We start from the raw sequence: 24,615 nt of genomic DNA on the forward strand, positions 1-24,615 counted from the left end.
GAAAGCCCAGCAGAACTGAAGTCAGGAAGGCAGGAGGTCAGGCACTCCGCCGCACAGCACGCTCGAACCGCAGCACCCCGTCGTCAACGCGGCTCAGTCGCAGGTCGGCCGCGTCCAGGACGTAGTTCTGGCGCATCAGCCATGGTCGTCGGCTGCCTTGCCGTGGGAGTACCGAGGCGGCGCGCGTCAGGTATCCCGACGTCAGGTCCATGATCGGCCGCCGCGTCGACTCCGGGATCGCCGGCGGGCGGGGGACGCAGGTGTCGAAACCGTTGCGGGACAGGTGGTTCAGCAATCGGCACACGTACCGCGAAACGAGGTCCGACCGCAGCGTCCAGGAGGCGTTCACGTAACCGAGGCACCACGCGAAGTTCGGCACCCCGCCGAGCATCATTCCCTTGTACACCAGCTGTTCCGACGGCTCGATCATCGCACCGTCCACGCTCAGTGCTATTCCGCCGAACGCGATCACCCGCAGGCCGGTCGCGGTGATGACTACGTCCGCGGGCAGCTTCGCGCCCGATTCCAGCGTGATGCCTTCGGGGGTGAAGCGGTCGATCCGGTCGGTGACGATGTCCGCTTTTCCGCTGCGGAGCGCTTCGAAGAAATCCGCACCGGGGGTCAGGCACAGCCGCTGGTCCCAGGGCTGGTAGCGGGGCGAGAAATGCGGATCTACCGGAATCGAAGGGGGCAATTGCTTCGCGGCCGCATCGCGCAAGAACGCTGCCGCGCGCTCGGGCTGTCGCCGGGAGAACTGGTAGAGCAGCGTCGTCACTAGCACGTTCTTCGCCCGAACGATGTGGTAGGCGAGGCGCGAAGAAAGGAATTTCCGCAGGCGGCGGGCGAGTGAATCCGTCCACGGCCGGGCCAGGACGTAGCTTGGCGAGCGCTGCAGCATCGTCACCGATTCCGCGTGCGAAGCCAGTTCCGGCACCAGGGTCACGGCGGTGGCGCCGCTGCCGATTACTACGACTCGCTTGCCGGAGAGGTCCAGGTCCTCCGGCCAGAACTGCGGGTGCACGATCTCGCCGCGGAACGCGTCGCGGCCCGGGAAATCGACGACGTGGCCGTTTTCGTAGCTGTAGTAGCCGCTGCACAGATACAGGAAAGAGCAGGTGTGCGTAACCACCTCGCCGTCGAGCGAAGCTTCTACCGTCCAGCGGGCCGCGGTTGACGACCAGGCTGCCCGGACGACCCGGTGGCCGAAGCGGATGTGCCGGGAAATCCCGTGGTGCGCGGCGGTTTCCCGGATGTACTCCAGGATCTCCGCGCCGGACGCGATGGCTTGTTCCTTGCGCCAGGGGCGGAACGGGTAGCCGAGCGTGAACATGTCCGAGTCGGAGCGCACGCCGGGGTACCGGAAGAGGTCCCAGGTTCCGCCGATCGTGTCCCGTGCTTCGAGGATGGCGTACGTCCGGCCCGGTGCCTGCTGCTGCAGCCGGCAGGCCGCGCCGATGCCGGACAGTCCGGCTCCGACGACCAGGACATCGAAATGCGCCACAATTCCTCCCCGATCGAGACAGCTCCGCCCACTTTACGGCCGGGGCCGGCTCAAGTGGGGCCCCGCCGGGCCAGGCCGGGAACCACCGGCCCGGCGGGGAAAACCGTGCTCACCGCAGGGGAACGACCTTGGTGGCGCCGAAGGTGTCCTTGAGCGGAACCTCCACGGTGCGCCGCCGCACCGTCACGCGGACGCTGTCCTGCAGCTGCGTCGGGTCGGAAACAGCGAGGCTGTCCCGGCCGAGCGCCACCGAAGCGGGTCCTGAGACGGATACTTCGTCCACGGTACCCGCACTGTAGAAGTTTGCGAGCAGTGTGTTATCCCACAGCCGCAAGGCCTGGACATCGGCCGTGTTGGCCCGGACGCGCCACGAGAGCGCGGACGCGACAGTCCCCACCACCGACGCGCCGGGCAGAACCGCGTACGCGTACTTCGCGTCCACAGGCTTCGCGCCGTGCTCGATCACCAACTTCTGGTACCGCCGCGTGTTCGGCGTCGTGGTGCCTTTCGTGTTGGCACCGGTGTCGACGTCGCGCCACGCGCCGATCCGGTCTTCGCGCAGGGCGGTGACCTCGGCGTTGTCGAGCAGGACATACCCGCCAACGCGGTCGAGGTGCAGCCAGCGCGGCCGGTGCAGTGCGGCCGAATCGCCGACCACGCGCGCGTCGGCCAGCAGCGTGCCGCGTCCGTTTTCGCCGAGGTTGCGGTTTTCGATCGTCGTCCGGACCGCTTGCCCGGACGTGTCGGTGATGCCCGCGCCGAGGCAGACAACGCCCGCAGGAGTGAAGAACCAGGACTTTCGAGCGGATAAAGAACCGTCTTCGGAGACGAAATCCATCGCGTACGCGCCGTGCCGGGCATCCCAGCGCACGCCGCCGACGTGCGCTTTCGTCGTCAACGGCGTCCCCGCCAGCGGTCCCGGCGGACCGGCCTTCGCAGTGGTGCCGGGCAGCAGCGCTGGATCGACGGTCGGCCAATAGGCGTCCGAGTAGTGGCCTTTCGCGTTGGGAAGGAACAGATACAGCACGCCGTCGCCGACGTGCCAGCCGTGCAGGTTCATCCCGTTGATCGACTCGTAGCGCGAGATCCGCGTGGAGCCGACGCCGAGCGACGCGGACCAGCCCTCGGTCACGTGCACCATCCGGTCCTGCTGGCCGAAGATCCGATGCGTCGCGACGATCGGCGTGGGCCGAACGGGTCCGGCGAGCATGTCCTGGGCGAACTCGATGCCCGGAGTCGCGACGAGATCCGGTCCCGGCGCGAACCGTTCGGGATCGGGGATTTCCAGGAACGGCGCGTACGTGCCTTCCTTGATCCACTTGGCGGCGAGGCCAGACAGCTCGGCCTTGACAGTGCCGTTCGCCGAGCGGGCGAGGACCAAAGTCGCGACGGTGAGCTGATGTCCGATGTCGTGCGCGGTTTCGCCTTGGCGAGACAGCATCCGCCCGCGCACCGGCTCCATCAGCGCGCCCGCGTAGACGAATGGCGCGAACGTGTCGCCGACCAGCGCGTACACCTTCTGCTTGAGGTCGTCCGTCAGCGCGTACTCGGTGTCTTCGGTGACGTGGATCGTCCCGGCGAGCGCGGTCAGCAGGACGATGCCGTAGTGCCCGGGGTACGGGATGGTGTCGTGCTGGATGAACGAGCCGTCGGCGTGGAAACCGTCGCCCGCCGCGCGATCCAGCTTCGCCAGGACGCTCGCCGCTCCCCCGCCGGCGACGTCGGTGATCGCGTCGATGCCGGTGCGGATCCACGCGGTGTCGCCGGTCAGCGCACCGGAAACGATGGAGATCAGCGCCTTGTCCGCACGGTTCGCGCCGGTTTCGACCACCTTTGGGTTGTTCGCGCGCAGATTCGGGTTTCCGACGAACCGCTTGACCGGGCTGACGTATCGCGCCAGCTCCTCGGCGGTCAGCTGGTCGGCGACCGTGACGAGGGTGTGCAGCAGGTAGTACGGCACGCCGATCTCGTAGGTGTACCAGTTCCCGATCTCGCCGACCTGCGGGTTGTACTGGCTGGCGTAGATCAGCTCCAGTGCCTTCTTGATCCCGTCGAGCACCTTCGGGTCGCCGGAAAGCGTGCCGCCGGGTGTCCCCCAGTCGACGGCGATCGCGCGCAGCCGGGCGTACATCGACGTGGTGTAGTCGCTGCCGGGGCCGAGTGGAAGATCCGTCCACAGTGGACCGTTTCCGGAGACCGTCATGCTGTCGTAGTAGGACTTCGCGACCCGGCCGAGGTTCTTCAGCGCGGCCGAGCGTTCCGGCGACGGGCGGTTGATGCCCGTCTGCAGCTCGCGGTAGCCCGCCACGATCTTCTTCAGAGGATCGGCGGATGATGCGGCGAAGGCCGGGCGCGCAGTGGCGGCGAGCGCGGCCGACGCGGCGGCGACGGCACCGCCACGCAGTGCGGTTCTGCGGTTCACGGGCATGACGGTGCCTCCCAGTGGGGTTGGGTGTGCGTGGCTCAGCCGGTGCTCACCTGCTGAGCCACGCACGAGGGGGTCTGCTCAGCGCGCTCCGTCGACCCGGCGCGGCAGCTGCCACGGGTTCGCTTCGCGCAGCGCTTCCGGCAGCAGCGCGTCCGGGAAGCTCTGCCACGCGACCGGGCGCAGGAAGCGTTCGATCGCGGCGGTGCCGACGGACGTCGTGGTCGGCGCGGTTGTCGCCGGGTACGGGCCGCCGTGCTGCTGCGCCCAGCTGACCGTGACGCCGGTCGGCCAGTCGTTCCACAGCAGCCGTCCGGCGAGCCGGGTCAGCGAAGGCAGCAGCGGACGCACGAAGTCGGCGTCGCTCTCCTCGCCCTGGACCGTCGCGGTGAGGCCGGGTTCGAGGCTGTCCAGCACCTCGGTCAGTTCCGCCTGGTCGGAGTAGGTGACGATCAGCGATGCCGGTCCGAAGTGTTCCTCGCGGACCGCCTCGCCGCCGGCCAGGAATTCCTTCGCGGTGGTCGCCAGCAGCGACGGCGTGAACGCGTCGCCGTCCTGTGCGCCTTCCACGACCGACTCGACGCCCGACACCGCACGCAGATCCGCCAGCTTCTGCGCGAAACCGGCTGCGATCCGGTCGTTCAGCATCTCCTGCTGAGCGACCGCGCTGACGGCCTCGCGCAGCGTGTCGTCCAACCCGTGTCCCTCAGGCAGGAACAGCAGGCCCGGCTTGGTGCAGAACTGGCCCGCGCCGAGGCTGAACGACCCCGCGTAGCCCTTCGCCACCGCTTCGCCGCGCGCGGCGACCGCACCCGGCGTGACGACGACCGGGTTGACGCTGCCCAGCTCGCCGTAGAACGGAATCGGCGTCGGCCGGGACACCGCGATGTCGAACAGCGCGCGCCCGCCTGGCACGGAACCGGTGAACGCGGCGGCGGAGATCCGCGGGTCCTTGAGTGCCGTGACGCCCTGCTCGACCCCGTGGATCACCGCGAACGCACCCTCCGGGGCACCCGCGTCGGTCAGCGCCTTGGCGACGATCTCGCCGGTCCGCGTCGAAAGTTCTTCGTGGCCCGGGTGCGCCTTGAGCACCACCGGGCAGCCGGACGCCAGCGCCGACGCCGTGTCGCCGCCCGCGACGCTGAACGCGAACGGGAAGTTGCTCGCGGCGAACACGAGCACCGGCCCGATCGGCACGAGCACCCGGCGCAGGTCCGGACGGGCGCCCATCGGCCAGGCCGGGTCAGCGTGGTCGACGGTCGCGCCCAGGAATTCGCCGTCCCGCAGCACGTCGCCGAACAGCCGCAGCTGGAACGTCGTGCGCGCGAGCTCGCCCTTCAACCGCGGCGCGGCCGGGAGGCGAGTTTCCTGATGCGCCAACGGAATCAGCTCTTCGGCGGCAGCGTCGAGCGCATCCGCGGCGGCGGCCAGCCAGCGCGCCCGCTCGGCAGGCGTGCTTTCGGCGAACGGCCGGGCGGCGGCCGCAGCGGCGGCCAGGACGCTTTCCAGTTCCGTGGCGGAAGTTTCGCGGCTCAATGGGTCTCCTCGTCAAACAGGTTTCAGGGGGCCGGGTGCGCGGCAGCGGCGTGCCGCTCGGCCCGATCAGCCGGAGTGCTTTCGACGAACCGTCGGGAGGCTGCCGCAGCCAGCACGCCTTCCCTTTCCGGGGCGGGAATTTCGCGGTTCAAAGCGTCTCCTCGTCAAACACGTTCAGGACACCGCGTGCACGGCAACGGCCAGCCACTCGCCCGATCCGGCTAACAGCCTGGCGGCTGCCAGCACGCTTTCCCGTTCCAGGGCAGAAGCTTCGCTACTCAGACCATCTCCTCGTCGAGCACGTTCAGGACACCGAGTGCGCGGCAACCGCCAGCTGCTCAGCCCTGCGGCTGCCACAGCCAGCACACCTCCCCATCCCGAGACAAGAGCTTCACGGCTCAACGCATCTCCACGTCAAACAATCCAGGACACCGGGTCCGCCGCAACGGCCAGCCACTCAACCCGACGACTGCCACAGCCAGCAAACCTCCCACCCCGAGACAGAAGCTTCACGACTCAGAACATCTCCTCGTCAAGCAAATCCAGGACACCGAGTCCGCAGCAACGGCCAGCCACTCAACCCGACGGCTCCCACAGCCAGCACACCTCCCACCCCGAGACAGAAGCATCACGACTCAACAAACAAGCTTCAAGACACCGAGTGCGCCGCAGCCGTGGCCGCGTGCAAGTCCGGCCAGCGCGCGGGACCGGCTAGGCCCAGGTGGTACAGGTGCAGTTCGGTCGCGCCGGCCTTGGCCAACTCGAGCACGTACGCCTCGATGTCCGGCACCGCGCTGGCCGCGACCGCGGTGATGTAGCTGCCGATCGCGACCCGTTCCGGCAACGCCTGCCGAGCGGCGGCAACCGCGTCGACGCTGCCCTGGCCGGGTGCCCAGTTCTGCAGCACGACCGTCTCGGCGTCGTCGGCGGCTGCCGGCGTCAGGCCGGGCAGTGCGCCGGTGACCCACGGGTCGAGTGCGCCGTGCAGCACGATCCGCGTGCCCGGTTCCAGCACGGCCAGAACTGCGGCGCGCAGCGCATCGGTCGACTGTTGCCGCCCAGACAGAAGCGTTTCCTTCAACTCAGCTGGAAGTCTACCCTCGACCACCGACAAATCCGCTGTAGCGATCAGCCGCTGAACCTCAGCACGCAAAGCTTCCCGGACATCAGACGGGTCGAAGCCGGTCCAGCCCTCCGCGCAAGCGTCGCAGCAGCAGATCGACAGCAGCCGCGCGGTGGCCGGAGCCCATACGCCGTCGGTCTTTTCGTGCTGGTGCTGGTGCACGCCGCCGAGCGGGCCGCACGCTTCCAGCAATACCGACGAAAGATCAAGTCCCGCAACGGATTCAGCGGTCAGCGTCGCCGCGTACTCGCGGACGGCGGGCTGTGCCGGGCACAAAGCCCACGGGTACGTCTCGCCGAAGCAGTTGCGCACGGCGTATTGCGGGAATTCGGTGCCCAGCTGCGAGTTATGCGTGAGCACGATCCACGCCGCGGCCGGGATTCCAGCCTCGTTGAGCCGTCTGACCGCGTCGCCGCCGCTGTCTTCCGAGGAGACCCAGTCCGGCGTGGCGGGGACGAGATCCGACCAGGCCTCCGCGCGCACCGGGCGGTAGAGCGCGGCCGTCCGCGCGACCACCGAAGTCTGCTCCGTCGACCACGGCGTCGCGGCCCGGGCGCTGTGGTAGGCCAGGGCCACCGCGACCTCGTCCACCCCAAGATCCTGCACCCGCTCGGCGAACGCCGTATCGCCGAGCACGTCCCACGGATACGCGTATCCGGTCACCTTCACCGGTTCACCACCTCGCCGTGTTCGGCTCGAAGCCGGGCGTGTACTTGCGCATGTACGTCACATCGTCCCGTTTGGTCAGTCCACATCGGACATAGTCCTCGTGCGCCCTGGCGAGCGCGTCCTGGTCCAGCGTGATCCCGAGCCCGGGCCGGTCCGGCACCGCCACCGCTCCGTCGGCAAAATCCAGCACGCCCGGTTCGATCACGTCGGCAGTCTTCCACGGCCAGTGCGTGTCGCAGGCATACGTCAGGTGCGGGGTCGCCGCCGCGACGTGCACCATCGCGGCGAGGCTGATGCCGAGGTGGCTGTTGGAGTGCATGGACAGCCCGACGCCGAAGCTCTCGCAGGCCACCGACAGCGCCTGGGTGTCGCGCATCCCGCCCCAGAAGTGGTGGTCGGACAGCAGAACGCCGATCGCGCGCGCCCGGAACGCGGGCTCCAGGTCGCCGAAGTTCACCACGCACATGTTGGTGGCCAACGGCATGCTCGCCTCGCGCGCAACCTCCGCCATGCCCTCGATACCTGGCGTCGGGTCTTCGAGATACTCCAGCACGCCGTCGAGTTCGGCGGCCACACGGACACTCGTCGAGGGCGTCCACGCCGCGTTCGGGTCGATGCGCAGCGGATGCCCGGGGAACGCCGAAGCGAGCGCGCGAATCCCCTCGATCTCCTCCTCTGGCGCGAAAACCCCGCCCTTGAGCTTGATCGAGCGGAACCCGTACTCGTCGACCATTCGCCGAGCCGAGCCGACCAGCGCTTCGGGGGTGAGGATGTCGCCCCAGCTGTCCTCATCCGCGCCAATGTGCGCGCCGTACTTGTAGAACAGGTACGCGGAGAAATCGACGGCGTCACGAGCCTTGCCGCCGAGCAGGTCGACAACGGGACGGCCGAGGTACTGTCCTTGCGCGTCCAGGCAGGCGACCTCGAACAGCGAGTACACGCTGGCGATCGTCTTGCGGATGGAGAACCCGCCGATCAGGCCGTGCTCGTCGGTCAGCACCGTGCCGGCCAGCGTCCGCGCGATGATCCGCTTCAGGCCCGGCAGGTCGAAGATGTCGTGTCCGGCCAGTTCCGGCAGCACCTTGCGCACCTCGCCGAGGAACGCCTCGTCGCCGTACGACTCGCCGAGGCCGACCACCCCGTCGTCGCACACCACCTGCACCACGCTGCGCAACGCGAACGGCTCGTGCACGCCCATCACGTTGAGCAGCGGCGCGTCCGCGAAGGCAACCGGGGTCAGCACCACGTCCCGGATCTTCATCAGAGGCCTTTCAGCACGGCGAAACCGTTCTCGACGACCTTGCCCAGCCGGTCGATCTGCTCGGCGGTCGGCTCGATCAGCGGCGGCCGGACGGTGCCGACCTTGTCGCCGCGCAGCCGGGCGGCGGCCTTCACCAGCGACACCGCGAAGCCAGGCGTCTCGTCGCGCAACGCCACCAGCGGCAGGTAGAACCCGGCGAGCAGCGCGTCCATCGTCGCGTTGTCTTCCTCCGCGAGCGCACGGTGGAAGCGGTGCGCGATCTCCGGCGCGAAGCAGTGCACCGCCGAGGAGTACCGCGCGACGCCAGCCGCCGCGTACGCCTTCGCGGACACCTCGGCGGTCGGCAAACCGTTGAAGAACAAGAAGTCCGCGGAACGCTGCGTGCCGAGCGCGCGGATGGTGGTGACGATCCGGGTCATCGCTTCGACGTCGCCGTAGCCGTCCTTGATCCCGACCACCGACGGGAGGTCCAGCAGTTTCGCCGCGGCCGGCGCGGTGAAGACACCCGTGCTGCGGTGGTAGACGATCACCGGCACCGAGGTGTCGCCGACCGCGTAACGCACGTAGTCGACCAGCCCCTCCTGCGGCCCGGTGACCAGGTACGGCGGAAGCAGCAGCACGCCGTCGGCGTTGCCCGCCTGTGCCGCCGCGACGCCCGCGCGCGCAGTGGCCGCGCCGCCGCCCGCGCCGACCCACACCGGCACTCGCCCACCAGCGACCTCGCGCGCCTTGGCCAGCAGCGCGGCGACCTCGTCGACCGACAGCGAGCTGAACTCCCCGGTGCCGCACGCGACGAACAGCGCGCCCGCACCGGCGGCGATGTGGCTCTCCACGTTCTCCGCGAACCCGTCGAGGTTGAGCTCGAGGTCTTCGGTGAAGGGGGTCAGCGGGAACGCCAGCAAGCCGTCCAGCTCGATTGCGGTCTGTGCCATCAGTTTCTGCTCCAATGTTCACATTCTTGAATGGAGTCTGTTATCGTGACTATGTTCACCCACAAGAACGCTGTTCGGGACGCTAATATGGCCGGACTCACAAGTCAACGGCCCGGTTGGAGGACGCGCATGGCGCAGAAGACAGACCCCGCCACCGCTCCCGCGGAGTCCGCGGGCGTGAAGTCGGCGCGGCGCGCCATCGACCTGATCGAGACGTTCGCCGCGAACGACGTGTGGCTGTCGCTGTCTGATCTCCATGCGCGCACCGGGTTCCCTCGCTCCAGTCTGCACGGACTCCTGCGCACCCTGCTGGACGCGGGCTGGCTGGAGGCCGACGCGAACTCCGCGCGCTACCGGCTCGGCGTGCGCGCGCTGATCTGCGGCACCGCGTACCTCGACCGCGACGCGATCGTCCCCTACGCCACCGAAGCGTTGGAGCGCATCCGCGAGAAGACCGGCTTCACCGCACATTTCGCGCGCCGCAACCGGACCGAGGTCGTCTACCTGGAGACGCGCGAGTCCCAGCACTCCACGCACCTGATCTCGCGCGTCGGCCGCACCCTGCCCACGCACGCGACCGCGCTGGGCAAGGCGTTGCTCGCCGAGCTGACCCACGAAGAGGTCGAGGCGCTCATGCCCGAGGAGCTGGTCGCGCTCACCCCGAACACCATCACCACGCTCGACGCGCTGCACGCCGACCTCGCGCGCACCCGGGAACGCGGGTACGCCGCCGAGATCGAAGAGGGCACCCTCGGCGTGCGCTGCGTGGCCGCGGTGATCCCGTACCGCATTCCCGGCACCGACGCGATGAGCTGCTCGATGCCGCTGGGCAAGGTCACCGATGCCGACGTCGAGCGCGTCGGCGAGCTGCTGGCCGAGACCACCGCCGAGCTCGGCCAGCAGCTGCGCCGCGCCGGAATCCGCTGACCGCCGCCACCCGTGCCCCTCGTGAGTGTTTACGCCGGTTAGCGCCGGCATAGGCACTCACGAGGCTTTCGTGAGAGGAAATCCATGCCAGACCAGCGTGTGCTGATCACCGGATCGGCCGGCGTCGTCGGCACCCTGATGCGGCCGCGGCTGCGCCGTGACGGCCGGGTGCTGCGGCTGCTCGACCTCGCCGAGCAGCCCGCCGCCGAGGACGGCGAAGCGGTCGAGATCGTGACCGGCTCGGTCACCGACCCCGAAGCGATGGCCGCGGCCTGCGCGGACGCGGACGCGTTGATCCACCTCGGCGGGCTCAGCCGCGAGGCGTCGTGGGACGCCACCCTCGACGTCAACATCAACGGCACGCACACCGTCCTCGAAGCCGCCCGTGAAGCCGGGATCCGCCGGGTCGTGCTCGCGTCGAGCAACCACGCCGTCGGATTCCGCCGCAACGCCGACGCGGGCGAGAGCGGGCTGCCCGCCGACTCCAGCACCCGCCCGGACACTTATTACGGCGTAAGCAAAGCGGCTATCGAAGCGCTGGGCAGCCTGTACGCGTCGCGGTTCGACATGGACGTGATCGTCATCCGCATCGGCTCGTGCTTCGAGACCCCGCTGCCGCTCGGCATCCGCGGGCTGACCAGCTGGTTGTCGCCGGACGACGGGGCGCGGCTGTTCGAGGCGTGCCTGAGCGCACCGTCGCCGGGCTACCGGATGATCTGGGGCGTCTCGGACAACACCCGCCGCGTCTACTCGCTCGCCGAGGCCGAGGCGCTGGGCTACAAGTCCCACGACAACGCCGAGGTCTACGCCGACCAGCTGGCCGACAAGCCCGCGCCGACCGGGGCAGCCGCCGAGTACATCGGCGGGCCGTTCTGCACCGCGCCGCTGGGCGTGTTCAACCCGCTCTGAGAGGTACCCTCGCCCACGGGGACCCTCGAAGAGGAGGACGCCGTGGGCGAGCTGGGGCCTGCCGACACGAACGGCATCCTTTCCCTGCCGTGGATCCGCCCCGAACGCACCAGCGCGGGTCTCGGCTGGGACCGGATCTACCTGTCCAAACAGCGCGAACAGCCGTATCGCGCGGAGTTCGGGCCCGCTCGCACGCACCAGCTGATCCTGCACCTGGCCGGTCCGGTCACCGTTCGCCGCGGCGTCGGGTCGCCCGGCGAACGCAGCCGGCGGATCCCGGCGGGCGGGCTCTTCCTCCAGCCGTCGCACCAGGAACTGTCGGTGGAACTCGGCGGCGAGCTGGACACGCTGCACGTGTACCTGCCGGATTCGGCGGTGCAGGAGGCCGCCGGATCGGACGCTCCGGTCCGGCTGGCCGACGAGCTCGGCAGTGTCGATCCGCTACTCGAACAGCTCGTTCTCGCGCTCGACGGCGTCGTGCGGGAGTGGGAGCCGGGCGCTCGCGCGTACGCGGATCAGCTCGGCGCACTGGTGGCCGCGCAGCTCGCGCGTCAGCACCGGTCTGGGCGGAGCGTTCCTGCAGCGCCGCGGTCGGTCGAGGCGCTGACGGACCGGCAATTCGCCCAGGTGCGCGAGCTGATGGACGAACGGCTGGCCGAACCGCTCGGGCTGGCTGAGCTGGCCGCGACGGCCGGGTTGAGCGTCAGCCGGTTCGCCCGCCGCTTCAAGGCACGCACCGGGCTGCCGCCGCATCGGTACCTGTTGCGGCTGCGCGTGGATCAAGCCGGATTGCTGCTGCGCACCGGTACCGAGCCGATTGCCGAGATCGCTGTGCGCTGCGGTTTCTCTCACCAGGAACACCTCACCCGAGTCCTGCGCGCCCACCTGGGCACGACGCCGGCCGCGCTTCGCCGGGACGGCTGACGCGCGCGTTTCGTGCAGCCCGCTCAGCACGTCTGTGCAGGCGCCAGGTCCTCGCCACCCGGATACTCGACGTACCCGCGTGGAAGGACCGTCGATGTTCACCTACACCGCCAACCCGGCCCGGGTCGTGTTCGGCAGCGGCACGCTCGCCGTCGTCCCCGACGAGGTGCAGCGGCTCGATGCCAGCCGGGTGCTGCTGGTGGCCGGAAAGTCCGCCGCCAAGGCGGCCGGCCAGACCGCCGACGCGCTCGGCCCGCTGCTCGCCGCCCGCTTCGGCGAGCCCGCCATGCACACCCCGGTCGATGTCACCGAACGCGCGCTCGCGCTGGTCGCCGAACACTCCGTGGATTGCGTGGTCGCGATCGGCGGCGGGTCGGCGACCGGGCTGGCCAAGGCGCTCGCGCTGCGCACCGACATCCCGCAGGTCATCGTGCCGACCACCTATGCCGGGTCCGAGATGACGCCGGTGGTCGGCCAGACCGAGCACGGCCGCAAGACCACCCAGTCGTCGCCGAAAGTGCTGCCCGAGGTGGTCGTCTACGACGTCGACCTCACCCTCGGCCTGCCCGTGCCGACCTCGCTGACCAGCGGCGTCAACGCGATGGCGCACGCGGTCGAGGCGCTCTACTCGGCGCAGGCGAACCCGATCGTCGACCAGTTCGCCCTGGAGGCGATCCGGTTGCTCGCCGCCGCGCTGCCGCGGATCGCCGCCGATCCGTCCGATGTGGACGCTCGGACGGACGCGTTGCGCGCCGCGTGGCTGGCCGGTTCGTGCCTCGGCTCGGTCGGGATGGGCTTGCACCACAAGCTGTGCCACACGCTCGGCGGCAGTTTCGGGTTGCCGCACGCCGAAACGCACACGATCGTCCTTCCGCACGCCATGGCGTACAACGCGCCGAACGCTGTCGACGCGATGCGGCGGATCGCCGAAGCGCTCGGTGCCCCGGACGCCCCGACGGCGGTGTTCGACCTGATCGCCAGCCTGCCGGTGCCGCATTCGCTGGCCGAAATCGGTCTGGCCGAAGGAGATCTCGCCAAGGCCGCCGAGCTGGCCACCGCCGCGCCGTATCCCAATCCGCGCGAGCTCACCCGGGACGGCATCGAAGACCTGTTGCGACACGCCTGGTCCGGCACCCGCCCAGCCCCGGCTGAAGGCACGCCGCCGGATCTGCGCGGGCTTACCCAGGAGGTCGTGGACAGTTTCGCTAGCACACCCGACCCTCGGTTGCGCGAACTGCTGTCCGAACTGGTCCGCACGCTGCATTCCTACGTCGTGCGCACCGATCTCACGCAGGAGGAGTGGGAGTACGCGATTAGCTTCCTGACCCGCACCGGGCAGATCAGCTCGGACACGCGGCAGGAATTCATTCTGCTCTCGGACACCCTCGGCGTTTCGAGCGTGGTCGACGTGCTCACGAATTCGCGCACGCCGGACACCACGCCGTCGGCGGTGCTAGGCCCGTTCTACGTCGAAGGCCCGCCGGAAACCGAGCAGGGCGCGGATCTCGCCGAAGGACTGCCGGGAACTCCACTGTGGACTGATGTCCAGGTGACCGAACCGGACGGAACCCCGGTGCCGGACGCCGTCGTGGACGTCTGGCAGTCCAATGAGGACGGTTTCTACGACGTCCAGCTGCCCGACCTGGACGGTCCGGTGCTGCGCGCCCGCTTCCGCACTGACGCCGAAGGCAGGCTGCGGTTCTGGACGATCGTGCCGTCGGCGTATCCGATCCCGGACGACGGACCGGTCGGCCAGATGCTCACCGCCGTCGAGCGGCATCCGTTCCGCGCGCCGCACGTGCACCTCATGATCGCCAAACCCGGCTACCGCACGCTCGTCACCCAGCTGTTCGTGCGCGGCGGCGACTACCTCGATTCGGACACCGTGTTCGGCGTGAAGGACGGCCTGATCGTCGACTTCGCCGAGCAGACCGGCCCCGCGCCGGACGGGCGCGAACCCTGGCGCCGCCTCGACTTCACCTTCCGCATCTCCCCGGGGAACCAGCAATGACCAGTTATGACACCGATGTCCTCGTGGTCGGCAGCGGCCCGGCGGGCGGTTCCGCCGCACTGCTGCTCGCGACCTACGGCGTGCGCACCGTTCTAGCGACCAAGTACGGCTGGACCGCGCACACGCCCCGCGCGCACATCACCAACCAGCGGACGATGGAGGTCCTGCGCGACCTCGGCATCGAAGACCAGGCGCTCGCGCAAGGCACTCCCCCGGAACTCATGGGCGACACCGTGCTGTGCACGTCGCTCGCCGGAGAAGAGATCGGCCGGATCGCCAGCTGGGGCACCGCCGACCGTTCCGCGACCGAGTACACGTCGGCGAGCCCGTGCCACATGATCGACCTGCCGCAGACTTATCTGGAACCGATCCTGGTCACGAACGCCGCCGCTCGCGGGGCGAAACTGCGCCTGGACACGGAATTCCTCGACTTCACCCAAGATTCCGACGGCGTGACCGCGCGGCTGCGGGACCGGGTTCGCGGCGACGAGTTCACCCTCCGCGCCCGCTACCTGATCGGCGCGGACGGCGCCCGCAGCCGCGTCGCCGAGCAGGCCGGGCTGCCGATCGACGGCCAGTCCGGCAAGGCCGGCAGCATGAACATCACCTTCACCGCGGACCTTTCCGAATACGTCGCGCACCGGCCGAGCGTGCTGTACTGGGTGATGCGGCCGGGCGCGCACCTCGGCGGCATCGGGATGGGTTTGGTCCGGATGGTCCGGCCGTGGAACGAATGGCTGCTGACTTGGGGTTACGACATCGCGCAGCCACCGCCTGAAGTGGACAGCGCGGAGGCGACGCGGATCGTCCGCGACCTCGTCGGAGATCCGGACCTGCCGGTGGAGATCACCTCGACGTCACTGTGGACGGTCAACCACAGCTATGCCACGCAGTACTCGTCCGGCCGCGTTTTCTGCGCGGGCGACGCGGTGCACCGGCATCCGCCGTCCAACGGGCTCGGGTCCAATACGTCGGTGCAGGACGCGTACAACCTGGCGTGGAAACTCGCGATGGTCGTCCGCGGCGAGGCGGGCGAAGGACTTCTCGACAGCTACAGCGCCGAGCGAGCGCCGGTCGGCAAGCAGATCGTGGACCGGGCGAACCTCAGCCGGGATCAGTTCGGGCCGATCTTCGCCGCGCTCGGCGTCGACGGCGACGCCGATTCGGACGCCATCACCGCGGGTCTCGCCGCTTGCACCGCCGCCACTGAGGACGGAGCGTTGCGGCGAAAGCAGTTGCAGGCAGCCATCGAACTGAAGAACTACGAGTTCAACGCGCACGGTGTGGAGATGGATCAGCGGTACGTCTCTTCGGCAGTCATCCCGGATGGCGCCGAGGTCGAGCCGGTCCGGGATCCTGAGCTGTACCACCGGCCCACGACCGCTCCCGGTGCGAAACTTCCGCACGTCTGGCTCGTCGGCTCCGACGGTCGCCGAGTATCCACATTGGATCTAGTCGGCCGCGGGCGGTGGACTGTCCTCACTGGACTCACCGGTGGCGCCTGGTGCGATGCCGCCGCGAAAGCCGGGGCAGACCTCGGACTGGACCTGGGGGTCGTCACCGTCGGTTCGCCCGAGGCCCGCGATTCCTACGGAGACTGGGCGCGGATCAGCGGTATCGAGGAAGAAGGCTGCCTCCTGATCCGGCCGGACGGCTACGTCGCCTGGCGCCAACCCGCTGCCGGGAACGGGTTGGCGGAGGCGCTCCGCAGTCTCCTCGACCGCTAGTTCACGGCATCCCCCACGGATCGCTCGCCCCGCCCGGCGCGACCGGCCGGATCGTGAAGTCCGGCCGGTCGCCGCGGCGGTACACATATGCGTCCTGACCGCGGCCAAGGTCAATCTGGACGTCCCCATTGGACAACCGCCGCCAGCGTCGCGGACGGCCATAAGCGTCCGTCACCGTCAAGTCGCCCTCGATTCCTGGCCGCAGCACACAAGGTGCGCCAGCCTCGCTGTGCACCTTGAGCCAGCGAGTCTTCCCGCCGGATCGGGAAGCGCTGAGCAGGAACGCGCCTTCGGTACGGAAGTCGCGCAGCGCGATGTCACCCCACGCGTCCGGGACCGCCGGGAACAGCCGGATGACGCCGCCCCAGCTCTGCACCAGCATGTCCTGCATGGATTTCGCCGCCGACAACGGCGTTTCGATGACTGGACCGGATTCCTTGTACATCGTGTTCGGCTGGATGTAACGCTTCTGCAGTTCGCCGAGGTAATACGCGGCTTTCTCGCCACGAAGCATCTGCGCGGAGATCGACGCCGCGCCGGTGAAGGTGTAGCCCTGCAACGCTCCCTCGAAGCCGACCCAGTGATCGAGCGAGGTTTCGATGATCTCGCGATGCTCCGGCTGTTCCCAGGTGATCTCGTAAAGCGGGTAGATCTGCAGCAGATGCGAGTAATGCCGGTGCGATTTGGCGAACGGGACGCCCGCGCCGATCATGTAGCCGTTCTCGTCGGCTGGATAGTCGGTGAGCGTGGCGAGCACCTGCTGCCACTTCCCCGCCAGCGGATCGGCGATGCGCAATTCGCGCGCGGTGTCCAGCAACGTCTTGCAGCCCCAACGGATCAGGGCGAGGTCGTAGTTGGTGTCCGGCGCGTTCACGCCGTACTCGGGCGAGAAGGTCGCCGGGAGATGCAGCCGTCCGTCCGGGCCTGGGGCGAGGAAATGCAGGTAGTAGTTGATTGCCTTGCGCAGCAACGGGAACAGAGTGTCGCGCAGCAGCTGGCGGTCCATGGTGTGCCGATAGGTCAGCCAGACGTTGTGCAGTGCCCAGGTGAGGTTGCCGACCTCGGGCGTCGGCGTGTCCTGGCCGGGAATGCCGACCGGGTAGCCGCTCGTGGAGTCGGCGAGGCCGTTGAGCAGCGTCATGTCGGTGGTGCGCGGGATGCCCGCGGAATCGGCCTGGTACGGCTTCGCGACCTGGCTGGTCAGGCGATCCCGGTATTTGCCGAGGGCGTAGCTGACCGCGTCGAGTTCGAGGTGATTGGAGCCCTGGATGAGCCAGTACTCCAGTTGCACGTTGAGGTTCCACCACGTCGCGGGCCACGGCGTGTTTTCCAGCCACGGGCCGGAAGTCGCCATCACCGGCGCTTCCCTCCGCGCGGCTGACGCCACTTTGTACAGCTGGATCCAGTAGAAACTCTGCAGCCGGGTGTCCGGAATGGACAGGAAACTGCGCCGGTAGTAATCGTGCCACCAACGGCGGTGGTCCCAGGTCAACACGTCCAGCGCACTCGCGCGCCGCACCGTGTGCAACGCCCGGGCCGCCGAGGTCTTCTCCGGATGCGACCAGGCGACCGACGTGTACAACGTCTGCGCGCTGCCCCTGGTCACCTCACGCCAAGCCGTCACGTGCTCGCCGCCCGCCAGCAGTGGCTGTACCGCAAGACGCGCGTCGCCCGCCTGCTGCAACTGGACCGGCGGATTCTCCGCGTATCCGTCTGGCGGCGGCTTCTTCCACACCGGATCAGCTCGCGGGCTGATCGCCTTCGCCGGATGGAACACCCACTGGAACCCGCGTTCGCCCTCCGACGGCCGCACCTCCACTGCCAGCAGCGACTGTCCGGTGTGGACGATCGCGCGCAGCTCCAGGCTGCCCGCCGCGGTCGTGATGGTGCCGGTCAGTTCGGCGTTCCAGACGTCGAGCCGCCAGTCGAGACCGGTGATCGCGCCGACCGGTTCGAGGGTGAAGTACCCGATCGGCAGCCGCGCCAGGCCGAACAGCGACCCGAACTGCGGCCGATGGTCCTGCACCTGGCTGTGCTGGACGTTGAAGCGGACCGCGTTGCGACCGGGTTCGGCGTAGATGCCGGAGCCGAGGAAACCGTTGCCCAGAAACGGTCCTTCGTACCAGGTCTTCGGCATCCGCCGCCAGCGAAGGTCAGCGGTCGCCAGGAAACCCGCCCAGTCGACGCTGTCGCCGCTCATCTCCGCCGAACTGGCCGGGGACAGCCCGACCGCTCCGGCGGCGATCCCCGCGAGGGCTCCGCCGAGCACTGTCCGGCGCGAGATGTCCATGTCCGCCAACCTCCTCGTTTCTAGTCAGGCAAACCCCAGGCCGGAACAGCGCCCAGCGAAGGAACGTCACGCGGCCCGAAGTCCGGCCGGGCACCGCGCGGGGTGACAGTGAGCGTGCCGCCCCGCCGCAACTCCACCGTGATCCGTCTTGGCCCCACTGCCCGCCACGACAACCGCCGCCCCCACTGATCACGCACGTCAATCTCGCCGTCGATACCGTGGTCCAGCACCAACGGAGCACCCGCTTCGCTGCGCACCCGCACAAACTCCGTCGCTCCCCGCCGCCGCGACGCGTCCACCAGGAACGCGCCCTCGGTGCGCAGCCCGGCGATCGACGCGTCCGGCCACTTCGCCGACACCGACGGGAACGCCTTCACCACTCCCCCGGAACCCTGCAGCACCATGTCCACAACGGACTGTGCGGCGGTGATCGGGCTTTCGATCGCGAAGTTCGAGCCCTCCCGGTACATCGTGTTCGCGGTCAGTTCGGTGTCCGCGACGATGTTCCGGTCGAGGAAAAACTTCAGGTACCGCAACGCTTCCTCGGGCTGGTCCATCACCGAGTTCATCGACGACGCGGCCGCGTAGCTGTAGCCGTGCCAGGCCGATTGGTCCGCCGACCAATGCCGGAAGGTGCGCGTCATGATGTCCCGGTCGGCGGGACGCTCCCAGTTCCGTTCCCGCAGCGGGTACAGCCAGAGCAGATGCGAGAAGTGCCGGTGCGAATCAGCGAGCCGGACACCGTCGCCGATCAGCACCCCGTCGGCCGGATCCTCGTGGTACGGAACGAGTTTCGTCGCGATCTCCTGCCACATCGGCACCCGAGAGTCGTTCAGCCGCAGAATCCGCGCGGAGTCGACCAGTGTCGTCGCGGCCCAGCGGATCAACGACAGGTCATAGGTGCAGTCGGACGCGTCGGCGTACTCCGGCGATCGCGTGAGCGGCAGGTGCAGGAGCCCGTCGGGTCCGGTGAACAGGAAGTGCCGGTAGAAGTTGAGCGCCTTCGCGAGCGTCGGGTACAGCACGTCGCGCAGCACCGACTGGTCGAGGTGATGCCGGTAGGCGAGCCAGACATTGTGCAAGCCCCACAACAGGTTCCCGGTCTGGTCCGTTTTGGACGTCGTCCCCGGAACCCCGACCGTCCGGACGCCGCCCGGCCGCAGCCGCCAGTCCCCCGGATGCGAAAGCGCGTACGTGTCTCCGTCCCGATAGGCCGGCGGTACGGACACCTCCAGATTCGCGTGATCGCGGCGGAACGTCTCGGTGACCGCGTCCAGTTCGGGGTGGTTGGTGCTGTTCACGATCGGATAGGTGACCTGGACGTTGAGATTCCACCACACCGCCGTCCAACTGTTGCCGACCTCCGGGAACCACGGCCCCCATTCGGCGGTGACCGGGCCGTCCTTGCGGGTCGCCGAGGCGATCTTGTAGAGCTGGATCCAGTAGAACCGCTGGACCTGCTTGTCCGGCACGGACACGAAACTGCGCTGATGGAAGCTGTTCCACCAGCGGCGATGCCAGGCGAGCAGCAGATCCGGGTCCGTCGCGAGCGTCCGCCCGACCAGCGACACGGCGTCGCGGGTGTGGGTGGAACGCGGGAAGGAATACGCGACCGTCGCCGCGAACAACCGCTTCGTGCCGACTCGCTTCTCCCGCCACGCCGTCGTATACCCGCCGCCGGCGGTCAGGGGCTGCGCACAATACCCGTTGGCCCGCTCGGGTTCGGGGTTCGCGGTGTACTCCGGCGGCTTGCGCACCGTGCGGGTGGTCGCCGACACCAGCGGTGCGAAACCCCAGGTCGCCCCGGATTCGCCCGCGCTCGGATCGAGCGAGACGAGCAGCACGCCAAGATCGTTGTGCACCACCGCGGAAAACGCGACCTGCCCGCGCGTGGTGGTGATGGTGCCGCCGAGTTCGGCGTTGTACAGGTCAAGCGTCCAGTCGACGCCGGTGATCGCTCCGGCGAAGGTGAGCGTGACCGCGCCGATCGGCAGCCGCGACAGCCCGATACCCGCTTCCCATTGGTTGCGCTGGTCCTGGACCTGGGTGTGGCTGAGCATGAACTTCAGCACCTGCGGCGTTTGCCCGGCGTAGGCCTGCACGCCGAGGTAACCGTTGGCCAGGAACGGCGCTTCCTGCCAGTTCTTCGGCAACCGCCGCCAGCGCATCCGGGCATCCATGGCGACGTCCCGATGCGGATTGCTGCGCTGCGCGGCCAACCCGGGTGGCGCACCCTGCGCCCACAGCCCGCCGAAGGCCGCCGCTCCGGCGGCGATGGACACGGATCGAAGCACCGTCCGCCGCGACACCCCGACCATGACGTCCTCCGGATTCATATTACGTTTCGCCCTCGCTGGCGCGGGGTGAGCGGAATATATCCAGACAGAGCAGGCGAAAGCCAGGGTTGTTCACCCGGAAAGCCGCACAGACATCCGATGACTGGGATCCGACTGGTGCGCGTTCAGCTACGTGAAAACTTCAGCACCGTCGACGCCGCATCTCCGCGGTACGCATGGGCCAGTTTCGCCTTGTGCCCAACGGTCAGGCGCTGCCCGGCCTGTGGCTGGCCAGGCAGCGTCTCGCCGATGGTCGCGACCAGTGCCGCGGAGTCCGGATCACCGGGCACGATGGACTACGCGGTACCGCAGATGTGTCACACCGCGGCCTTCGAGCCGCCGCACGGGCTCCAGTTCGACGCGGTCGAGCCCGGTCGGCTCGAACAGCCGCCGTCCCCCGCCCAGCAGCACCGGGACGAGGTGCAATTCCAGCTCGTCGAGTTGTCCCGCGGCCAGCAGAGCCTGTGCCGCACCCGCGCCGTGGACCAGCACGGCCCGGTTCCCTGCCTTGTCCCTGGCCTCGTCGGCACACGCGTCCACATCGGTGTAGAACTTCGCGCTGCCCGGCGGCTCGTCGGCCGGGTCGGCGCGGTGGGTGAGCACATGGATCGGGACGCCGTCGTGGTGGTCGCCGTGCCATCGCTTGGCCAGCTCGAACGTGCGGCGTCCGGACACCACCGCACCGGTCGCCGAGGCCTCCGCGTACACCTGCCCGTTGACCCCCTCGGACATCCGGTCGTCGAGCCAGTCGAACAGCCGCCCGCCGTCGCGGCCGAGTTCCTGGCCCGGCCGGTCGTCCGGCCCGGCGATGTACCCGTCGACCGACATGGACATGTACAGCCGCAGCGGCGTCCTGCTCATTCTCCCGCCCCTTTCTCCGGGCAGTCGGCGGCGGTCATGCCGTCGGGGTGGCCTGCTGGCCATTGGACGAGTTCGATCGGGCGGCCGTCCGGGTCGGCGACGAACGCCGTCTTCATGCCCCGGCCGTGGTCCCGCACCGGGCCGACCGGCTCGATCAGGCGGCCGGCCAGCACGTCGAGCGTGTCGGCCATCGACTCGACCCGCACGACAAGGTGGCTCACGTCGGTGCCGTGTTCGACCGGATCGCCGTCGTGCACCAGCTCGACGGCGACGAACTCGTCGCCGGGAAGCTTGAGCATGGTCAGCTGCCCGATCGGCGTCTCGGGCACCGTGCCGACCACCTCGTAGCCGATCGCCGCGTAGAACTCCAGCGACCGAGGGAGATCGGTCACCCGCAGTCCGATGTGCAGTGTCCTCATTCCGGTGTCTCCTTCGCGTGGGCATCCCTCTTGCCCATGCGTCGATCGCGCGACACCGGATTCGACAACCGGGTGGGAAATCAGGAACGGGCCTGCTGTTCGGACCCGTGGAGATCAACGCCCGCGATACGCTGGAGGCACCGCCGATCGGAGGGGCTCGATGCGCGTTCTGCTCACGACCCAGCCCGGGCACGGGCATTTCGATCCGATGGTCCCCTACGCCGCGGCGTTCCGCCGGGCCGGGCACGAGGTGCGGGTCGCGAGCAGCGCCGCGTTCGCCGGTGCGGTCAAGGCCGCCGGGTTCGGCTTCACCGCTGTCGGCGAGAACTTCACCTGGGAGAAGGTGGATGCGACCTTCCCCGAATTCGTCGAGTTCGCCCGCCGGGGTCAAGGTTTGGAGTACGCGAACGAAATCAGCTGGACGCGCTGGAATCCGGCCGCGGCCCGCGATCTGCTGGCGTCGTTCGAGACATGGCGGCCGGACGTGCTGATCCGCGAGTTCGCGGAGAACGGGGCCACGCTCGCCGGCCAGGTCGCGGGCATTCCGGTGATTTGCGCGTCGTGGTCGGCCCTTCCTGCCGACGCGCGAAGCTGGGGAACGGTGATCGACTGGCCGCGGACGCTCGACCGCTACCGGACGGCGGCGAAGACCTTCGGCCTCGAACTCGACGACGCCGAGACAGTGTGGAAGCAGCAGCTGACGCTTACCGGACTGCCCCCGTCGTGGTTCGCCGGAGCCGAGAAGGACACGACTCTGCGGCACTTCCGCCTGCCGTTGGCCAATCAGCCGGACGGGCCGGGTCCGGCGTGGCTGGACGCGCTCGGCCGCGACCGTCCGCTCGTCTACGCGACGCTCGGGACTGTCTTCAACCGCAGCCGCAAACCGCGGCAGGCGGTGATCGACGGGCTAGCCGGGCTCGACGCGGATGTCCTGCTGACGGTCGGAAACACCGTTGACCCGGACACGGTCGGCCCGGTCCCGCCCACGATGCGCGTCGAACGTTTCGTACCGCAGGCGTACGCGTTGGCCAAAGCGTCGCTCGTGGTGAGCCACGCCGGTCTGGGCACAATGCTCGGCGCGATCTACCGGGGCGTGCCGATGGTGTCCCTCGTCCTCGGCGCGGAACATCCCCTCAACGCCGCGAGCGCGGCGGCGGCCGGGCTGACAATCCCGCTCAGCGGGGACGACATCAACGCCGATCAGGTTGCCGCCGCGGCGCGGCAGGCGTTGCACGATCCCGCGCGCCGGGCCGCGTCCGAAGCCGTCCGGCAGGAGTGCGAGCGCATGGAAGCCGTCGACGGCGTTGTCCCGCTCGTCGAAAGCTACGCGCGGTCTCAGAGCGGCGGCAGCTCCACCCGCTCCAGCCAAGCAGCGAAAAACTCCCGCAACGACCGCCCCGCATAAGACTCCGCCAGCGAGACGAACTCCTCCGTCGTCACCGCGGCATGCCGGTTCTCCACCGCCCATGCCTTCACCAGCGCGAAAAACGCCGGATCGCCGATTTCCCCGCGCAGCGCGTGCAGCGTCAGCCCGCCGCGCTTGTACACCCGCTCGTCGAACATCCGCGCCACACCGGGATCACCGATCGTCACGTCCGCCGGCTTCGCCCGCACCCGCGCGTACCACGCCCGGGCCAATGCCTCCGCCGATTCGCCGCCGGACCGTTCCGACCACAGCCACTCGGTGTAGGTCGCGAAGCCCTCGTTGAGCCAAATGTGTTGCCAGTCCGCGACAGTCAGGCTGTTGCCGAACCACTGGTGCGCGAGTTCGTGCACCACGAGCCGCTCGTGGGTGCGCTTGCCGTCCACATGGTTGGCCCCGAAGATCGCCATTCCCTGCGCCTCGATCGGGTCGTCGAGGTCGTCGTCGGTCACGACCACCACGTATTCGCCGAACGGATACGGCCCGAACCAGTCCTCCAGCGCGTCCATCATCCGGCCCTGGCGGCCGAAGTCGCGCGCGAACGCCCGCCGCAGCCTCGGCGGCACCGCGGCGCGCTGCACGACGCCGCCCGAGCGGTCTGCGGTCAGCTCCGGAACCCAGGCGCCGTCGGACAATTCGAGGTCTTCGTAGCGGCCGATCTGGACGCTCATCAGGTACGTCGAGGTCGGCTCCGGCCGTTCGAACACCCACTTCGTGGTGCTCGCCGACTGGTAGCGCGACACGAGATTCCCCGTCGCCGCAACAAGATACGGCGACGACGTGGCAACCGCGATCCGGTAGCTGGCCTTGTCCGCCGGATGGTCGTTGCACGGGAACCACGACGGCGCGCCCACCGGCTGGCTCGCCACCAGCGCGCCGTCGGTCAGCTCGTCCCAGCCGATGTCGCCCCACCGGCTGCCGACCGGCTTCGGGTTGCCCGCGTAGCGGATCTCCACCTCGAACTCGGTCCCGGCCGGGATCGACCGCGCCGGTTTGACCTGCAGCTTCAGCCCGCGCCGCACGTACTTCGCCGGTTTGCCCTCAACCAGCACGCGCGACACCCGGAACTCGCCGAAGTCGAGCGTCAGCCGCGAAAGCGCCTGGGTGGCTTCACAGGTGAGCACCGCCGTGGCGGACAACCTGTTCGGACCAATGCGGTAGTCGAGATCGAGGTCGTAGTGCCGGACCCGGTAGCCGCCGTTCCCGTGCGCGGGGAGGTACCCGTCGCCCGAGGTCTCCGCTCCGGGCGCGGCCGTTTTCCCGTTCACCCGCACCGAAACCCGCTTTCGCCCGCCGCCCTGATCTTTTCCAGGATGAGGCGCCGGGACGGGGTCCGCAACG

At 69.0% G+C, this 24,615-nt stretch carries 17 protein-coding genes; 6 read left to right on the forward strand and 11 right to left on the reverse strand.

What is annotated here, in order from left to right; all coding sequences use genetic code 11:
• Nucleotides 1-37: 37 nt before the first annotated feature.
• The 6 genes from ABD156_RS23525 to ABD156_RS23550 form a co-directional block, all read right to left on the reverse strand.
• Nucleotides 38-1,504, reverse strand: a complete 1,467-nt coding sequence (locus ABD156_RS23525) for a flavin-containing monooxygenase (RefSeq protein ID WP_344277639.1) — start codon at nt 1,502-1,504, stop codon at nt 38-40.
• A gap of 106 nt (nt 1,505-1,610) precedes the next feature.
• Nucleotides 1,611-3,929 carry a polysaccharide lyase 8 family protein gene (locus ABD156_RS23530; protein WP_344277464.1) on the reverse strand — a complete coding sequence of 773 codons (2,319 nt, stop codon included), beginning with the start codon at nt 3,927-3,929 and terminating at the stop codon, nt 1,611-1,613.
• Nucleotides 3,930-4,007: 78 nt separating this feature from the next.
• A complete protein-coding gene (locus tag ABD156_RS23535) occupies nt 4,008-5,462 on the reverse strand; it encodes an aldehyde dehydrogenase (NADP(+)) (RefSeq protein ID WP_344277467.1) in 1,455 nt (484 codons plus the stop codon).
• Nucleotides 5,463-6,111: 649 nt separating this feature from the next.
• Nucleotides 6,112-7,254 carry a cupin domain-containing protein gene (locus ABD156_RS23540; protein WP_344277469.1) on the reverse strand — a complete coding sequence of 381 codons (1,143 nt, stop codon included), beginning with the start codon at nt 7,252-7,254 and terminating at the stop codon, nt 6,112-6,114.
• Nucleotides 7,255-7,258: 4 nt separating this feature from the next.
• The gene (locus tag ABD156_RS23545) at nt 7,259-8,515 is read right to left on the reverse strand and encodes a glucarate dehydratase family protein (protein WP_344277471.1); all 1,257 of its coding nucleotides are present in this window, start codon (nt 8,513-8,515) and stop codon (nt 7,259-7,261) included.
• The gene (locus ABD156_RS23550; protein WP_344277474.1) at nt 8,515-9,447 is read right to left on the reverse strand and encodes a 5-dehydro-4-deoxyglucarate dehydratase; all 933 of its coding nucleotides are present in this window, start codon (nt 9,445-9,447) and stop codon (nt 8,515-8,517) included. The genes ABD156_RS23545 and ABD156_RS23550 overlap by 1 nt, the downstream gene beginning before the upstream one ends.
• Before the next feature lie 129 nt (nt 9,448-9,576).
• On the opposite strand from ABD156_RS23550, the gene ABD156_RS23555 reads away from it, so the two are divergent.
• The 5 genes from ABD156_RS23555 to ABD156_RS23575 all read left to right on the forward strand — a co-directional run bounded on the left by ABD156_RS23555 (nt 9,577) and on the right by ABD156_RS23575 (nt 15,945).
• Nucleotides 9,577-10,374: an IclR family transcriptional regulator gene (locus ABD156_RS23555; protein WP_116199354.1), complete on the forward strand. Its 798-nt coding sequence runs from the start codon at nt 9,577-9,579 to the stop codon at nt 10,372-10,374.
• A gap of 84 nt (nt 10,375-10,458) precedes the next feature.
• The gene (locus ABD156_RS23560; protein ID WP_344277479.1) at nt 10,459-11,283 is read left to right on the forward strand and encodes an NAD-dependent epimerase/dehydratase family protein; all 825 of its coding nucleotides are present in this window, start codon (nt 10,459-10,461) and stop codon (nt 11,281-11,283) included.
• 42 nt (nt 11,284-11,325) lie between these two features.
• Nucleotides 11,326-12,207 carry a helix-turn-helix domain-containing protein gene (locus tag ABD156_RS23565; RefSeq protein ID WP_344277484.1) on the forward strand — a complete coding sequence of 294 codons (882 nt, stop codon included), beginning with the start codon at nt 11,326-11,328 and terminating at the stop codon, nt 12,205-12,207.
• Between the two features lie 94 nt (nt 12,208-12,301).
• Nucleotides 12,302-14,218, forward strand: coding sequence for a maleylacetate reductase and hydroxyquinol 1,2-dioxygenase domain-containing protein (locus tag ABD156_RS23570; RefSeq protein ID WP_344277487.1), 1,917 nt, complete (start codon nt 12,302-12,304; stop codon nt 14,216-14,218).
• Nucleotides 14,215-15,945 carry an FAD-dependent oxidoreductase gene (locus ABD156_RS23575; RefSeq protein ID WP_344277490.1) on the forward strand — a complete coding sequence of 577 codons (1,731 nt, stop codon included), beginning with the start codon at nt 14,215-14,217 and terminating at the stop codon, nt 15,943-15,945. Before ABD156_RS23570 ends, ABD156_RS23575 begins: the two co-directional genes overlap by 4 nt.
• A gap of 1 nt (nt 15,946) precedes the next feature.
• Here the strand turns inward: ABD156_RS23575 and ABD156_RS23580 are convergent, their stop codons facing one another.
• The 4 genes from ABD156_RS23580 to ABD156_RS23595 all read right to left on the reverse strand — a co-directional run bounded on the left by ABD156_RS23580 (nt 15,947) and on the right by ABD156_RS23595 (nt 21,851).
• The gene (locus ABD156_RS23580; RefSeq protein ID WP_344277493.1) at nt 15,947-18,235 is read right to left on the reverse strand and encodes a glycosyl hydrolase family 95 catalytic domain-containing protein; all 2,289 of its coding nucleotides are present in this window, start codon (nt 18,233-18,235) and stop codon (nt 15,947-15,949) included.
• 20 nt (nt 18,236-18,255) lie between these two features.
• On the reverse strand, nt 18,256-20,553 hold the full coding sequence (locus tag ABD156_RS23585) for a glycosyl hydrolase family 95 catalytic domain-containing protein (protein ID WP_344277642.1): 2,298 nt from the start codon (nt 20,551-20,553) through the stop codon (nt 18,256-18,258).
• 297 nt (nt 20,554-20,850) lie between these two features.
• A complete protein-coding gene (locus ABD156_RS23590; RefSeq protein WP_344277496.1) occupies nt 20,851-21,432 on the reverse strand; it encodes a dihydrofolate reductase family protein in 582 nt (193 codons plus the stop codon).
• Nucleotides 21,429-21,851 carry a VOC family protein gene (locus ABD156_RS23595; protein ID WP_344277499.1) on the reverse strand — a complete coding sequence of 141 codons (423 nt, stop codon included), beginning with the start codon at nt 21,849-21,851 and terminating at the stop codon, nt 21,429-21,431. The genes ABD156_RS23590 and ABD156_RS23595 overlap by 4 nt, the downstream gene beginning before the upstream one ends.
• A gap of 160 nt (nt 21,852-22,011) precedes the next feature.
• Here ABD156_RS23595 and ABD156_RS23600 point away from each other — a divergent pair, with 160 nt between their 5' ends.
• Entirely contained in the window at nt 22,012-23,256 is a 1,245-nt protein-coding gene (locus ABD156_RS23600) for a glycosyltransferase (protein ID WP_344277502.1), read from the forward strand.
• Here the strand turns inward: ABD156_RS23600 and ABD156_RS23605 are convergent.
• On the reverse strand, nt 23,187-24,548 hold the full coding sequence (locus ABD156_RS23605; protein WP_377927579.1) for a M1 family metallopeptidase: 1,362 nt from the start codon (nt 24,546-24,548) through the stop codon (nt 23,187-23,189). The two genes, ABD156_RS23600 and ABD156_RS23605, sit on opposite strands and share 70 nt — an antisense overlap.
• Nucleotides 24,549-24,615 lie beyond the last annotated feature (67 nt).

The sequence above is a fragment of the Amycolatopsis albidoflavus genome (assembly GCF_039525725.1).
GTDB classification, from domain to species: Bacteria; Actinomycetota; Actinomycetes; order Mycobacteriales; family Pseudonocardiaceae; genus Amycolatopsis; species Amycolatopsis albidoflava.